This is a genomic window from Pseudoalteromonas sp. 20-MNA-CIBAN-0454, from assembly GCF_040308685.1.
GTDB lineage: Bacteria > Pseudomonadota > Gammaproteobacteria > Enterobacterales > Alteromonadaceae > Pseudoalteromonas > Pseudoalteromonas nigrifaciens.
In genome coordinates this window covers 1-14,679 of sequence record NZ_JBEOOB010000011.1, presented here as the reverse complement: position 1 = coordinate 14,679, position 14,679 = coordinate 1, and the positions used below count along the sequence as shown (strand labels likewise).

Genomic DNA, 14,679 nt, shown 5'->3' with positions numbered 1-14,679 from the left:
TAAGTGATTAACCGCTCTCTTCGCCACTGTTTTATTTATACTTTCAGATTGGCTTTTGTTACTATTCGTGCAATATGTATTTTCAATAACTGGTTCAATACAATGGTTACCTCATTTGTTATTTTAATTTTTGGTCTTGCTGGCCTAGTTTGGAGCGCAGACAAGTTCGTTTATGGCGCCGCAGCACTGGCGAAAAACTTTGGTGTGCCTACTTTAATTGTAGGGTTAACCGTTGTTGCAATGGGTTCATCAGCGCCTGAAATGATGGTTTCGGCTTCTGCCGCTTTAGCCGGTAAAACCGATACTGCCATAGGCAATGCCGTTGGCTCAAACATAACCAATATTTTATTAGTACTGGGTATTACCGCTTTATTGCGCCCGTTGTCTGTTTCATCAAGCACCTTAAAACGTGAAATACCTTTGGTATTAATTATTTCGTTAGCTACTTGGTATATTTTTTCAGATAACTATTTTTCATACCCAGAAGCAATTGCCCTACTTATTGGTTTTGTTGTATTTATTTTTGGACTTATTATTATCTCCCTAAGAGCTAAAAATAATAACGATCCATTTGTAAACGAAGCCTGCGATGAAGTACCCGATAACGTTCCCACTAAAAAGGCAGTTTTTTGGCTCATTGTAGGCTTGATATTACTTCCTGTTAGTTCTCACTTTTTAGTTGGCTCAGCTGTCGATATTGCAAAATTCTTTGGCTTAAGTGACTTGGTAATTGGCTTAACTATTATTGCTATTGGCACCAGTTTACCAGAACTGGCAGCGTCTGTTGCAGGTGTGCTTAAAAATGAAGATGACCTAGCACTGGGTAATATTGTGGGCTCAAATATTTTTAATATTTTAGCCGTGTTACCACTTGCCGGTATTATCAATCCATCGATAATCGACCCTTCTATTGCTAATCGTGATGTACTGATTATGATTGCAGCAACCTTGGCACTTATTGTTATGTCATTGAACTTTAGAGGCGCACAGCGTATCAATAGAGTAGAAGGTGGTTTACTGCTAAGCGCATTTTTGATTTACCAAGGTTACATCTTTAGTCAAATAGGGTAAGAGTTGTCTATGACCAAGCTAAGTTTTATCGAGCAAGGGCTACGTGTTCTTGATATCGAGCGCCAAGCACTTTTTGATATAAAACAATATGTAGATGATAATTTTCATCAGGCATGTCAGCTTATGTATGACTGCAGTGGCCGTATTATAATTATTGGTATGGGTAAGTCGGGGCATATTGGCCATAAAATTGCGGCAACTTTAGCAAGCACTGGTAGCCCTGCTTTTTTTGTGCACCCAGGCGAAGCCAGCCACGGCGATTTGGGCATGATCACTAAAAACGATGTCGTTATGCTTATTTCTAACTCAGGCGAAACCAGTGAAGTACTTAATATTATTCCAGTGTTAAAACGCCTTGGTGCAAAAATTATTTCCATGACAGGAAATACACAATCAACCATGGCCACACTTGCTAACGTGCATGTATGCATTAAAGTAGAAAAAGAAGCCTGCTCATTAGGCTTAGCACCAACAGCCAGTACCACGGCAACACTCGCTATGGGCGATGCAATGGCGGTAGCACTGTTAGAAGCACGCGGATTTACTGCCGATGACTTTGCACTATCGCATCCCGGTGGCAGTTTAGGGAAGCGATTACTGCTCACCTTAAAAGATGTTATGCACAGCGGTGTAAATACGCCTATTATAACTACTTCGCAAACTATTAAAGATGCGCTGATTGAAATGACAGCTAAAGGCTTAGGTATGACCGCCATAGTTGACGATAATCAGCAACTCGCTGGGTTATTTACCGATGGTGATTTACGCCGTATTTTAGAGCAACGCGTTGATATTCATACCACGTCAATAGATGCAGTAATGACTAAATCGTGTACCACGGCAACCCAAGATATGCTTGCTGCGCAAGCGCTTAATATTATGGAACATAAACGCATTAATGGCTTAATTATTATTAATGAGCATAATCAGCCTATTGGGGCACTCAATATGCAAGACCTACTTAAAGCAGGAGTATTATAAATGCAATTTGAAGAACTCTATCAAGCGCTAAGTGATGACGCTAAAGCGCGCGCAAAAAAAGTAAAACTACTTATATGCGACATTGATGGCGTATTTTCTGATGGCCGAATTTATCTTGGCAACCAAGGTGAAGAGCTAAAAGCATTTAATACAAAAGATGGCTTTGGTATTAAAGCACTTATTAACAGCGGCTTTGAAGTAGCGGTTATTACCGGCAGGCACTCGCAAATAGTACAACAACGTATGACCAGCTTAACCGTGCAGCATATTTATCAAGGTCAAGAAAACAAGCTTATTGCCTACCAAGAGCTTAAAAACAAGCTTAATTTGAGCGATGAGCAAATTGCTTATATTGGTGATGATGGCCCAGATATGCCTGTTATGGAGTTAGTTGGCTTTGCAGTCGCAGTAAACGACGCGCACCCACTAATTAAACGCTTAGCACATTACACTACGCAAATGCCGGGTGGTTTTGGTGCAGTAAGAGAGCTAACCGACTTACTTATGCTTGAAAACAATAAACCATTAACTAGCCAAGGCACCAGTTCATGAATATAGCGCGCATAGTCTTAAGCGTTTTATTCATCACCTGTATGGTTTGGCTTTGGTACCCTTATTTTACTCAGGTAAATACGGTTGCTAAAGCCGACTCAGAAGTAATAGCTAAACCCGATTACACCGCCATTGAGCTAAAACAAACAGCTTTTGACGAAAACGGTGAAATTAGCCATAAAGTAACTGCGGTTAAAACGGAGCTTTACGAGCAGCTAGGATTTACCTTATTCGAAAAACCTACTTTCATATTGTACGACGACAGACAAAAAACGTGGCGTATCAATGCTGATGAAGCAACACTTTACGATGAAAGACAATTAATTTTAGAGGGTAATGTAACTGCCCAAAACTTAATTGATGGCGCAATGATAGACAAAATTACCGCCGACAATATTCAAGTAGATATAATGCTACTCACTATGCGCAGCGAACAGCCCGTTATTATAACTGGACCGAATTTAAAGATCACCGGTAAAGGCCTTGAAGCCAATTTAACAACCGAGGTGATAAAACTAATTAACCATACGCGAACACTATATTATGACCAATAACCTTGCAAAAATACTTATTATTCCATCGCTTATACTTGTATTTAATAGTAATGCGGCAGAGCAAAGTACTTCCCCATTAGCTAATCAAATTTCTATTAGTGCTGACCGCCAAGAAGGCCAACTAAAAGAAAACGTTGGTATTTTTGAGAAAAACGTCGAGATAATTCACGGTAATCGTCGTATCACCGCCGATCGTTTAGAAGTACATAAGCGCGACGAACTTGGCGGTAATAAACAACTATTAATTGCCACGGGCAGCCCTGCATATTTTGAAGAAAAGCAAGCAGATGGCACTGTCATGAGCGCCAGCGCTAACGAAGTACGTTACGATGTAGCGAAACGTTTTTTAACCCTGGTAGGAGATGCAAACATTTCTCAAGCTGGGCAAAAAATTACGGCTAAAAGCATCACCTACGATATAGAGCAACAGCTTATAAGCGCTGAAAAAGATGAAAACTCAACTGATCGGGTACACACTATTTTAGTGCCTGTAGACGTAAAAAAAGAACAAAAACTCAATAAAGGTCAGCCATGAGTACATTAAAAGCAGAGCTATTAGCAAAAAGCTATAAAGGCCGTGAAGTTGTTAAAAATGTAGGACTTGAAGTAAAAGCTGGCAGCATTGTTGGTTTACTTGGCCCAAATGGCGCAGGTAAAACCACTACCTTTTACATGATTGTAGGCTTAGTTCATAGCGACAAAGGTAAAATATTAATTGATGATAACGATATTACCTTACTTCCTATGCACAGCCGTGCTCGTTTAGGTATTGGTTATTTACCACAAGAATCTTCTATTTTTAGAAAGCTCACTGTGTATCAAAATTTAATGGCTATTTTAGAAACGCGTAAGCAACTAAATAAACAAGCCAGGGAAGAAACCCTAAATAGTTTATTGGACGAATTTAGCCTGCAACATATTCGCGACAGCTTAGGTATGGCGCTATCTGGTGGTGAACGTCGCCGCGTAGAAATAGCACGTGCTTTAGCTGCAGATCCTAAATTTATATTGCTTGATGAGCCCTTTGCTGGCGTGGATCCTATTTCAGTACTCGATATTAAAAAAATTATAGAACACCTTAAAAATCGTGGTATTGGCGTACTAATTACCGACCACAATGTAAGGGAAACCCTTGATGTTTGTGAAAAAGCCTACATTGTTTCTCATGGGGAGCTAATTGCATCTGGTACTCCTGAATTTGTATTAAACGATAAAACAGTACGTGATGTTTATTTAGGCGAGCAGTTCAAACTGTAATATTTATGTTATTACTATAAGCATCTGCTAAGATTAATCATATCAATTTATAAGGATTGTTAGAGATAAATGAGGCAATCATTACAGCTGCGCATGGGCCAGCAACTTACAATGACTCCGCAACTGCAACAGGCTATTCGCTTATTGCAGCTTAGTACCTTGGATCTCCAGCAAGAAATACAAGAAGCACTTGATAGCAACCCATTACTTGAAGTTGATGAACAAGATTACACGGAAGAATCAGCAGGTAAAAACGAGCAAAAAGCAGATGACATTACTGTTAGCGCCTCTGCTGACGACACCCCAAGCGAGTATGAGCAAGATAGCGGCGAAGCACTAAATAAAGACACCATAAGCGACGACATGGCCATGGATGTATCATGGGATGAATATATGAGCGCAGCGCCTGCCTCTTCATCAGGGCCAATGCCTGAAGATGAATCTATTTATCAAGGTGCATCAACCGAAACCCTGCATGAATACTTAATGTGGCAATTACAGCTCACCCCTTTTAGCCCTACCGACGAAGCTATTGCCATAGCTATCGTTGAAGCCGTAGATGACTCTGGTATTTTAACCCTCAGTTGCGAAGACCTTTTAGCAAGCTTTAACCAAGAAACTGACGACGAACACGAAGTAGAACTAGATGAAATAGAAGCAGTGCTAAAGCGCATTCAATTATTTGATCCTGTTGGTATTGCAGCTCGCAGCTTGCAAGAATGCTTATGCATTCAATTAAATCAATTTGATAAAGACACCCCTTATATTAACGAAACAAAAATGGTGTTAACTGATCATATCGATTTACTCGCTGCTCGCGACTATCGTACGTTAATGAAAAAAACTAAGCTCAAAGAAGAAGAGCTTAAAGAAATAATGACACTTATTCATACGCTTAATCCTAAGCCTGCGGATACTATTGTCAGAGAAGAGTCTGAATACGTTATACCTGACGTGTCTGTTAAAAAAATAAAAGGCCGCTGGGTGGTAGAGCTAAACCCAGATAGCATGCCAAAAATACGTGTTAACAGCCAATATGCGGCTATGTCTCGTACAGTAAAATCCAGCGGTGACAGCCAATTTATTCGCTCGCACTTACAAGAAGCTAAATGGTTTATTAAAAGCCTAGAAAGTAGAAACGAAACACTCCTGAAAGTAACTAATTGTATTGTTAAGCAGCAACAAGCGTTTTTTGAACATGGCCCAGAAGCCATGAAACCTATGGTATTAAACGATGTTGCCGAAATAGTTGAAATGCACGAGTCGACTATTTCACGGGTCACTACGCAAAAATATATGCACACTCCACGTGGCATTTTTGAGCTTAAGTACTTTTTTTCAAGCCATGTAAGCACCGAAAATGGTGGCGAATGTTCATCAACTGCCATACGTGCCCTGATTAAAAAGTTGATAGCTGCAGAAAACTTAGCCAAACCATTGAGTGATAGCAAGATTGCAGATATATTGGCTGAGCAAGGAATTAAAGTAGCTAGACGGACAATTGCAAAATATCGCGAATCTCTGGCTATTCCCCCGTCGAATCAACGTAAAAGCTTGATTTAAGACGTACAACAAAGAGGAAAATGCTGATGCAACTAAACTTAACTGGTCGTCATGTAGACATTACAGACTCATTAAGAGACTATGTAAATAATAAATTTGCAAAGCTGCAAAGACACTCAGATCACATAACTAATGTGCATGTTATTCTCGATGTAGAAAAATTAAGTCAAAAAGCTGAAGCAACAATTTTTGTAAGTGGCGCTGAGCTATTTGCATCGACCGAACACCAAGATATGTACGCTGCCATTGACTCGTTGATTGACAAACTCGATCGTCAAGTAATTAAACACAAAGAGAAGTTTGCTCGACACTAACACTATGAAATTAAGCTCACTTATATGCCAGGACTGCAGCAAAGCTGTGGTCCTTTTTAATAGTAAAAAAAGAATTTTAGAATTCATCAGTGAACTCGCGCATAAAAAAATGCCGTATTTACCTCAGCAAGATATTCTCACTGCTTTATTGGCAAGAGAAAAGCTAGGTAGTACCGGTATTGGCCGAGGAATAGCAATTCCACATGGCCGTATGAGCGGGGCACAAGAGCCTCTTGCCTTAATTTTAATAAGCGAAACCGCTATTAATTTTGATGCAATTGATAATCGTCCAGTTGATATTTTTGTTGCGCTTATAGTGCCCGATGGCGATAACCAGCAGCACTTGAAAACACTAGCCACAATAGCTGATAAACTAAACGATAAAGAGTTTTGTAAGCAATTGCGTGCGGCAAAGTCTGATGAAGCGTTATACCAAGTTATTTTGGATCAATCCTAGTTACTAATAAAGGGGTGGTAAATGGAATTAATTATTATAAGTGGCCGTTCAGGTTCTGGTAAGTCAGTTGCTTTACGTGTTGTAGAAGATTTAGGTTACTATTGTGTAGATAATATTCCGGTAAATTTGCTGCCTTCATTAGTGCGCAGTGTCTCTGATAACTACGATAAAATAGCCGTTAGTATAGACGTGCGTAACCTGCCTAAAGACCAGCAGCAGTTTAACGATATCCTTGAGTACTTGCCCGACTTTGCTAAACCAACGTTATTTTATTTAGATAGCGACGATCAAACGTTAATCCGCCGTTATTCAGAAACACGTCGTTTGCACCCGCTTTCGATTGATTCGCTACCGCTAGATTTAGCAATAAAAAAAGAAAAAGAATTACTCGATGTACTCGTAACGCGGGCTGATCATGTCATTGATACAACCGATTTAAGTGTGCATCAACTTGCTGAATCTATGCGTGAAACCATACTCGGTAAAAAAGACAAACAGCTTATCATTACCTTTGAGTCGTTTGGCTTTAAGCATGGTATTCCCAAAGGTGCTGATTATGTTTTTGATGCGCGTTTTTTACCAAACCCACACTGGGAACCGGAGCTCAAGCCTTTAACTGGATTAGATCAACCAGTAAAAGATTATTTAGCTAGTCATAGTATTGTGCAAAAATTCACTTGGCAAATTCAAACCTTTGTACAAACGTGGTTACCACACCTAGAGCGTAATAATCGCAGTTATTTAACCATTGCTATTGGTTGTACTGGTGGTCAGCACCGCTCAGTTTATTTAGCGCAAACAATTGGTGAAAGCTTTGCTATGTCTCACCCTAATGTAAAAATTCGCCATCGCGAGCAAGAAAAATAATTCAATTTAAATAATCATCTGTTCAGCTTAAGTAGAGTATCTTATGCGCTTAGAAAATACGTTTTTAATAAAAAACAAACTTGGTCTGCATGCTAGAGCCGCTACCGTATTAGCACAATTAGCGGTACAATTTGACGCATCTATTACTTTATTTCAAGATGAAAAAGAAGCCGCTGGCGATAGCGTACTGGCTTTAATGTTACTAGAAAGCAGCCAAGGTAAAGAAGTAAAAGTAGTGTGCGAAGGACCCGATGCTGAGCATGCTTTACATGCCGTTGGCCAATTAATAGCGCAGCGCTTTAACGAACATGAATAGTAGGCACTTTATTTAAACCAAGTAAACGAGCTAAAATATAGGGTTAGTGAAACCTTAAGCTAGTTTGGCTAAAAAAAGTAAGATAAACTGAACGAAGTTAATGACTAACTTCTTCCCTAACGTTATAAAAATAAATTAAGGACGCCAATGCCCGAAACTTTCGAACAAGACTACCCACTACAACAATTACAACAAGTGACCAAGTCACTCAATAGTGGTCAGTTTGTTCAAGTTAGGCGCATGCTGGCAAAAACAGCTCCTTGTGATACCGCACTTTTACTAGAATCATCACCACATAAAGTTCGCCGCCTGCTCTGGCAATTAGTTGATCCAGATGTACAAGGTGATGTCCTTGAAGAACTCTCTGAAGATGTACGTTTAGGCATTATTGCCCAAATGGAACCTAAGCACATTGCTGCTGCCACTGAAGACATGGGCCACGATGACTTAGGTGAAGTACTGCGAAGCCTGCCTGACACGGTTTATAAAGACGTGGTTAGCGCCATGGACATTCAAGATAGAGAACGTGCTACGCAAGCACTCTCCTATCAGGAACGCTCTGCTGGCGCGCTGATGAACACAGATACAGTAACCATTCGCCCTGATGTAACCCTAGATGTGGTACTGCGTTACATTCGTCTGCGCGGCGAACTCCCTGAGGGTACCGACGACCTTTACGTTGTCGATAAGCATAACTGTTTTTTAGGCGCTTTATCGTTAAGTACCTTACTAACCAATTCGCCCGAAAAAATTGTTCACGACCTAATGGATGAAGACTGTGAGTCTATTCCTATTTCGATGGATGAAAGCGAAGTGGCGCAGTTATTTGAACGTCATAACTGGATATCAGCCCCAGTAGTTGACGACAACGCCCAGCTACTTGGCCGTGTTACTATCGATGACATTGTTGATGTAATTCGTGAAGACGCAGAGCATCACTTATTAGGTTTAGCGGGTCTTGATGATGAAGAAGATACCTTTGCACCGGTTTTAAAAAGCTCAAAAAAACGCTCTGTTTGGCTAGGTGTTAACTTATTAACGGCTCTGGCAGCTGCTTTTGTTGCCAGCTTTTTTGAAGGCACTTTAGCAATACTGCCTATTTTAGCCGTGCTTAACGGCATTGTCCCCTCAATGGGTGGGGTGGCCGGTAGCCAGTCATTAACCTTGGTTATTCGTGGTATAGCAGTGGGCCATATTAACCAAACTAACCAACGTTTTGTAATGATAAAAGAGCTCGCCATTGGTGCATTAAACGGTATTTTATGGGCTGTTTTAATTGCCAGTGTTATAGCCCTATGGCAATGGGACTTAATGCTTGGCGCGGTACTGGCGTTTGCAATGTTTATGAACTTAGTTGTTGCGGGTGTGGCGGGTGCGTGTATTCCTATAATACTTAAACGTATGAAAATAGACCCTGCACTTGCTGGCAGTGTAATACTCACTACAGTAACCGATATAGTAGGTATATTTGCCTTTTTAGGCACCGCAACTTGGTTGCTGGTTTAATCAGTAAACCAGCGCACATTACTGTGTAAATGCGCGCTGGTTAAAAGTAACTTTTACGCAATATAATTTAACCAGCGTTCAGGTTATCTAGTCTTCTTTATTGATTGTAGAGCCATCGGCTCCTTCTTGCTTTGACGATTGTGTATTTACTTTATTACTTATTATTGCATCGAGGTTTTCGCCATCTTTAACCCCAAAATCTAAACTACGTATTGGGAATGGAATACGAATATCAGCCTCATTTAGTGCTTGCTGTACTGCCACAACACCTTTGTGGCGTACTGTCATAAAGTCTGGCTCACCAGGGTATTTAATCCAAAACCACAATAATAAATTAATACTACTGTCGCCAAAACTCTCGGCGTATACGGCCGTTTCATCTTGGCGTATTACAAACTCAAATTGATTAATTTTATCCACAATAACGTTTGCGGCTTTTTCTATGTCTTCTGTTAATGAAATTCTTACCGACACTTCTATGCGTCTAACGCCTAGCGTGCTGTAGTTTCGCAATACATTTCTAAATAGTATTTTATTAGGCACTAGTATTTGCTGCCCATAAAAGCTCTCTATTAGTGTATTACGCAGGTTTATTGAATGCACAGAGCCAAACACATCATCAGTTTTTATTACATCACCTGGTTTAAATGGCTTACGAATACCCATAGCAATACCTGCTATTAAGTTTTCGGTCATATCTTGAAATGCAAAACCAATCGCTAAACCAACAATACCGGCACCAGCTAGTAATGACGTTACCGTGCCTTTTAAGCCCATAAAATCCAGTGCTATAAACACTCCTACACTTAATATCAGCACTTTAAATATAGAAGCCATTAAATCAGCTATCTGTTTTGAATCGAGGGAGCGGCGCAATAAATTTTTCATTAAGTTACCGGCAAAGCGAGCCAGCATAGAAAATAGAATGACAATAATAACTGCCACAATAAAATTAGGAATATGGCTTATAACGACATCAAACCACCCTCCGAGCTTTTCTTCGATAAGTTTTTCGGCGTCGCTAATTGAGGGAATACTAAACATGTAACTTGCACCTATTGATTTATAATGTGATTAGAATCAATCTTGAATTCGCATATCAATTGCAAGTATAGCGCCAGTATTAAAAAAGCCATGCTGTGCATGGCTTTTATAGATTAGGTAAAGGTTTAAGTTTTAGCTTTGTTCATCGCGTAAAAATACTGGCTCAAGCTCTTTCACACTTGCTTCGGCGCTAAAGTAATAACCCGCTACTGTAAACTCTTTAAGCTGGCTTAGCTGAGTTACTTTATTTTCGATGAGGTAACGCGCCATCATGCCTCGTGCTTTTTTAGCGTAAAAACTAATTACTTTATATTGACCATTTTTACAGTCTTTAAAGTGTGGAGTAATTATTTGTGCATTAAGGGCTTTTTTATCAACCGCTTTAAAGTACTCGTTTGAAGCAAGGTTAACTAAGTATTGGGCGTCCTCGGCTTTTAATACCTCGTTAAGTTTATTGGCAATTACACTGCCCCAAAACTCATACAGGTTTTTACCACGACTGTTTTCAAGCTTGGTGCCCATTTCAAGGCGATACGCTTGCATTAAATCAAGCGGCTTTAAAAGCCCATATAAGCCCGATAATATGCGTAGGTGGCTTTGTGCGTAATCAAGCTGATTAGCCGTTAGCGTGCTAGCATCTAAACCACCATATACATCGCCATTAAAGGCCAGTACCGCTTGTTTAGCGTTTTCTGTGGTAAATGGCTGTGCCCACTCACTAAAGCGAGCAGCGTTAAGCCCTGAGAGCTTATCGCTAATTTTCATCAGGCTGCCAATTTGCGCAGGGGTTAGTTCACGGCATACTTGCATCAGTGCTTCGCTGTGCTCAAGTAATTCCGGTTGAGTGAACTTATCGGTTGCAGGTGGCGTGGTGTAATCAAGATTTTTTGCAGGTGAAATAACAGTGATCATAGTTAGCTATTGACTTGTAATTTATTTAATGTCAATTTCAACATTAAATGAAACGAAAAGCACGTTTTGTTTAATATTAAACAGACTGATCCTACCTTAATAATTCATACATAACCGTTTTTATATTGATAAGGACATAAGACCTATCAAGCATTACTTCGCTGTTGCAGTATGGTGTAATATTAAAGTAGTTTAGATTTTCTTTTAACTTGCTTGGAATGAGGAAAGCAAATGACTAACGCGCTACAAAGGCTAAAACAACATTCATCAATCGTGGCCGACACGGGTGATATTGAAGCAATTAAAAAGCATCAACCAGAAGACGCAACGACCAATCCGTCATTGCTATTAAAAGCGAGCGAGATTGAAGCCTATAAGCCTTATTTAAATAAAGCATGGAGCTACGCCAAAGAAACCGAGCAAGATCCAGCGAAGCAACTAGCGCTAGCATGCGACTACTTTGCGGTATTATTAGGTAAAGAAATTAGCGCTATTGTACCTGGTTATATTTCTACTGAGGTAGATGCACGTCTTTCGTTTGATACCCAAGCAACTATTGATAAAGCGCACACGCTACTTAGTCTTTACGAAAAAGAAGGCGTAAGCAAAGATAAAATCTTAATTAAAGTAGCCTCTACTTGGGAAGGCATTAAAGCCGCTGAACAACTAGAAAAAGAAGGTACTAAATGTAACCTTACTTTATTGTTTAGTGATGCCCAAGCACGTGCTTGCGCCGATGCTAACGTATTTTTAATCTCGCCATTTGTAGGTCGCATTTTAGATTGGCACGTTGCTAACGGTATGGAAAAGCCGACCGACCCACTGCAAGATCCAGGAGTGCAGTCTGTACGCAGCATTTTTGAATTTTATAAACGCCACAACTACAAAACGGTAGTTATGGGTGCAAGTTTTCGTAATACCGGCGAAATTCTTGCCCTTACTGGTTGCGATAAGCTAACTATTAGCCCTAACCTTTTAGAAGAGTTGGGTAACCTTGAAGATGCACCAGAATATTTACTAGCAAAAGATGTTGCGCAGCAGCCAAAACCGGCACCGCTTAGCGAAGCTCAATTTCGTTGGTTGCATAACCAAGATGCTATGGCGACTGAAAAATTAGCTGAAGGTATTCGCTCTTTTGCTGATGCTCAAGAGCAATTAGAAGCACGCTTTAAAGCCATGTAATTGGCTTAAACGCTTGTATAAAAAACGTCGCAGTTGCGGCGTTTTTTTATGCCTGCAATTTATATGTAAAAAACTTATAAACCCACCATAAAGCAAACCTTCATCAATAAATCACAATTTAGTAACACAATTGTCACTTTTATATTCTATTTTAGCTAGGCCTATGGTATAGGTATTCGCGAAGTTAATACCTATACCATTAAATTAGTGAGCAGTTATAGCTTAGTTTTTAATAAGACTGGTATCAAATGCAGTCTAAAGGAGATATTCATGGATAGCCTGAGCAATATAATAGAAGGTCCTGAAACAAAAAAGGAAGCTTCTCAAAAAAATAAAAAAAGAAGATGGCGCGAAATCGAAGCAATACAAGAAAAGTATCGTTTACGCAAAGAACTACAGGAGTTGGACTACTTTACAGACAGCATAGCCGTTAATGAACTCGACTTTTAAACGACTAACTAAAAAGGCCCGCATTGCATTATTTGCGGGCCTTTGGTTTTAAAAGTTAAAATTATACTTGCCAATTAATCGGCGTTTTACCTTGAGATTGTAATAACGCATTAGTGGCTGAAAAATGCCTACAGCCAAAAAAACCTCGATGAGCAGACAGTGGTGACGGGTGCGGCCCCGCTAAAATATGTTGGCGTGCGCTATCAATTCCCTTACCTTTTTTTTGTGCATGAGCCCCCCACAAAATAAATATTACGCCTTCACAATGGGTGTTTATATGCGCAATAACCTTATCGGTAAATTGCTCCCACCCTAAGTGTTTATGCGAATGGGCTTGGCCTTGCTCTACCGTAAGTACTGTATTGAGTAAAAATACTCCTTGCTCTGCCCAGCTTTGTAAGTAGCCATGGGTAGGAATAACAAAATCGTTTATATCGCTAGCCAGCTCTTTATAAATATTTTTAAGCGAAGGTGGCAGTTTTTTAACCTCAGGTAATACCGAAAAACACAAACCATGTGCTTGGCCTTCACCGTGGTAAGGATCTTGCCCTAAAATAACAACGCGTATATCGCTAAGCGGTGTTGCAGTAAATGCGCTAAACACTTGATCTTTTGGAGGATAAACAGCAACGTCTTCGCTGCGGCGCTTAGCAACGTAGTCGAGTGTTTGCTGCATATACGCTTGCTGTAATTCTTGCTTTAAAAATGCAGTCCAATCGCTCATTGTATGCTCTTTATTTGTTGGCGTGATACGTCTATTTTATCACACATGTCGGCCAGCCCATCTAGCATTCGCGCTGAAAAGCGATGTAGTAAGTCGGCATTTACAGATAAAAATTGCTTATTTTTTACTGCGGGTATTTCTGGCCATTGCTGCCAATTAATAGTGGGTTGCGGTGTTGCTGATTTTTCATCCGGAATAATTATAATTTGCGGCTTAGCCACTATCACATTTTCTATGCTTATTTGTGGATAGTCGGTGCGGCTATTTGCAAATACATTGGTTACTTGGCAAGTAGCCATTAACTCACTTATTCCGGTATTTTTCGACACTGTCATCATCGGCTCAGACCAGAGCTGATAAAAGCCGGTGAGTTTACTTTTACCCTGTTGCTTGGCTGTAATGGCTGCAAGTTTAGTATTAAATGCTTTTACCACTTGCTCGCTTTGTTTAATGTTACCGGTAAGTTTGCCTAGCATAAGCAACTCATCGGCAATGCCTGTAACTGTAGTTGGATCAGTTAAATAAAGCTTAATACCTAAGCGCTCTATTTGTGCTAAATCATCGCTTTGATTACCACTTTTCCACGCAATCACTATATCTGGCTTAAGGACTAAAAGCTTTTCGATTGAAATACCATAGTAACCGCCAATACGAGTAATACCTTTTGCCGCTGCAGGGTAGTCGGCGTAATCAACTGTGCCAACAATATTATCTCCCGCGCCTATTGCATACAGGTTTTCTACTATGTGCGGAGCTAGTGCCACAATACGCAGCGCTTTAGCCGGCTGTACTTTATCAATTTGTATCTTATTAGCCTGCGCATGCTGCGATACACAGAGTAACAATAGACCAATAACAACACGCCCTGAGGTGGACAGCAAGCACTAAAGCTCACTTTCCACCGCAAATTTTAACAGCGGTGATCCCTT

Annotated in this window: 18 protein-coding genes; 14 read left to right on the top strand and 4 right to left on the bottom strand. The window is 40.1% G+C overall.

The window, feature by feature from the left end; translation table 11 throughout:
- The first annotated feature begins 102 nt into the window (after nt 1-102).
- From AAEZ22_RS07220 to mgtE, 12 genes are all read left to right on the top strand, one after another.
- Entirely contained in the window at nt 103-1,071 is a 969-nt protein-coding gene (locus AAEZ22_RS07220) for a calcium/sodium antiporter (RefSeq protein WP_041454567.1), read from the top strand.
- Nucleotides 1,072-1,080: 9 nt separating this feature from the next.
- Nucleotides 1,081-2,052, top strand: a complete 972-nt coding sequence (locus AAEZ22_RS07215; protein WP_011329194.1) for a KpsF/GutQ family sugar-phosphate isomerase — start codon at nt 1,081-1,083, stop codon at nt 2,050-2,052.
- On the top strand, nt 2,053-2,604 hold the full coding sequence (gene kdsC / locus AAEZ22_RS07210) for a 3-deoxy-manno-octulosonate-8-phosphatase KdsC (RefSeq protein ID WP_011329195.1): 552 nt from the start codon (nt 2,053-2,055) through the stop codon (nt 2,602-2,604). It abuts the gene before it with no gap.
- On the top strand, nt 2,601-3,158 hold the full coding sequence (gene lptC / locus AAEZ22_RS07205; RefSeq protein ID WP_089368740.1) for an LPS export ABC transporter periplasmic protein LptC: 558 nt from the start codon (nt 2,601-2,603) through the stop codon (nt 3,156-3,158). The genes kdsC and lptC overlap by 4 nt, the downstream gene beginning before the upstream one ends.
- The gene (gene lptA, locus AAEZ22_RS07200; RefSeq protein ID WP_352296684.1) at nt 3,148-3,693 is read left to right on the top strand and encodes a lipopolysaccharide transport periplasmic protein LptA; all 546 of its coding nucleotides are present in this window, start codon (nt 3,148-3,150) and stop codon (nt 3,691-3,693) included. The genes lptC and lptA overlap by 11 nt, the downstream gene beginning before the upstream one ends.
- Nucleotides 3,690-4,415 (top strand): LPS export ABC transporter ATP-binding protein, encoded by a 726-nt coding sequence (gene lptB, locus AAEZ22_RS07195; protein WP_352296681.1) that lies wholly within the window; start codon nt 3,690-3,692, stop codon nt 4,413-4,415. Before lptA ends, lptB begins: the two co-directional genes overlap by 4 nt.
- Nucleotides 4,416-4,484: 69 nt before the next feature.
- Nucleotides 4,485-5,978: an RNA polymerase factor sigma-54 gene (locus tag AAEZ22_RS07190; RefSeq protein WP_041454568.1), complete on the top strand. Its 1,494-nt coding sequence runs from the start codon at nt 4,485-4,487 to the stop codon at nt 5,976-5,978.
- Nucleotides 5,979-6,004: 26 nt separating this feature from the next.
- Entirely contained in the window at nt 6,005-6,292 is a 288-nt protein-coding gene (gene hpf / locus AAEZ22_RS07185; protein ID WP_011329200.1) for a ribosome hibernation promoting factor, read from the top strand.
- A 4-nt stretch (nt 6,293-6,296) separates the two neighbouring features.
- On the top strand, nt 6,297-6,749 hold the full coding sequence (gene ptsN / locus AAEZ22_RS07180; protein ID WP_041454569.1) for a PTS IIA-like nitrogen regulatory protein PtsN: 453 nt from the start codon (nt 6,297-6,299) through the stop codon (nt 6,747-6,749).
- A gap of 21 nt (nt 6,750-6,770) precedes the next feature.
- Nucleotides 6,771-7,616 carry an RNase adapter RapZ gene (gene rapZ / locus AAEZ22_RS07175; RefSeq protein ID WP_011329202.1) on the top strand — a complete coding sequence of 282 codons (846 nt, stop codon included), beginning with the start codon at nt 6,771-6,773 and terminating at the stop codon, nt 7,614-7,616.
- A 43-nt stretch (nt 7,617-7,659) separates the two neighbouring features.
- Nucleotides 7,660-7,932, top strand: a complete 273-nt coding sequence (locus AAEZ22_RS07170) for an HPr family phosphocarrier protein (RefSeq protein ID WP_352296678.1) — start codon at nt 7,660-7,662, stop codon at nt 7,930-7,932.
- Between the two features lie 147 nt (nt 7,933-8,079).
- Nucleotides 8,080-9,438: a magnesium transporter gene (gene mgtE / locus AAEZ22_RS07165; RefSeq protein ID WP_011329204.1), complete on the top strand. Its 1,359-nt coding sequence runs from the start codon at nt 8,080-8,082 to the stop codon at nt 9,436-9,438.
- 87 nt (nt 9,439-9,525) lie between these two features.
- On the opposite strand, the gene AAEZ22_RS07160 is transcribed toward mgtE, so the two are convergent.
- Nucleotides 9,526-10,482, bottom strand: coding sequence for a mechanosensitive ion channel family protein (locus tag AAEZ22_RS07160; protein ID WP_352296675.1), 957 nt, complete (start codon nt 10,480-10,482; stop codon nt 9,526-9,528).
- A 132-nt stretch (nt 10,483-10,614) separates the two neighbouring features.
- A complete protein-coding gene (yaaA, locus tag AAEZ22_RS07155; RefSeq protein WP_011329206.1) occupies nt 10,615-11,394 on the bottom strand; it encodes a peroxide stress protein YaaA in 780 nt (259 codons plus the stop codon).
- A gap of 231 nt (nt 11,395-11,625) precedes the next feature.
- On the opposite strand from yaaA, the gene tal reads away from it, so the two are divergent.
- Together tal and AAEZ22_RS07145 are read left to right on the top strand one after the other, a co-directional pair.
- Entirely contained in the window at nt 11,626-12,576 is a 951-nt protein-coding gene (tal, locus tag AAEZ22_RS07150; RefSeq protein ID WP_086995240.1) for a transaldolase, read from the top strand.
- A 270-nt stretch (nt 12,577-12,846) separates the two neighbouring features.
- Nucleotides 12,847-13,026, top strand: a complete 180-nt coding sequence (locus AAEZ22_RS07145) for a DUF3545 family protein (RefSeq protein WP_011329208.1) — start codon at nt 12,847-12,849, stop codon at nt 13,024-13,026.
- Between the two features lie 61 nt (nt 13,027-13,087).
- Here AAEZ22_RS07145 and ung read toward each other — a convergent pair whose 3' ends face one another.
- On the bottom strand, nt 13,088-13,750 hold the full coding sequence (gene ung / locus AAEZ22_RS07140; RefSeq protein ID WP_086995237.1) for a uracil-DNA glycosylase: 663 nt from the start codon (nt 13,748-13,750) through the stop codon (nt 13,088-13,090).
- Nucleotides 13,747-14,628 (bottom strand): cobalamin-binding protein, encoded by an 882-nt coding sequence (locus AAEZ22_RS07135; RefSeq protein ID WP_502935260.1) that lies wholly within the window; start codon nt 14,626-14,628, stop codon nt 13,747-13,749. Before AAEZ22_RS07135 ends, ung begins: the two co-directional genes overlap by 4 nt.
- Between the last annotated feature and the right edge of the window lie 51 nt (nt 14,629-14,679).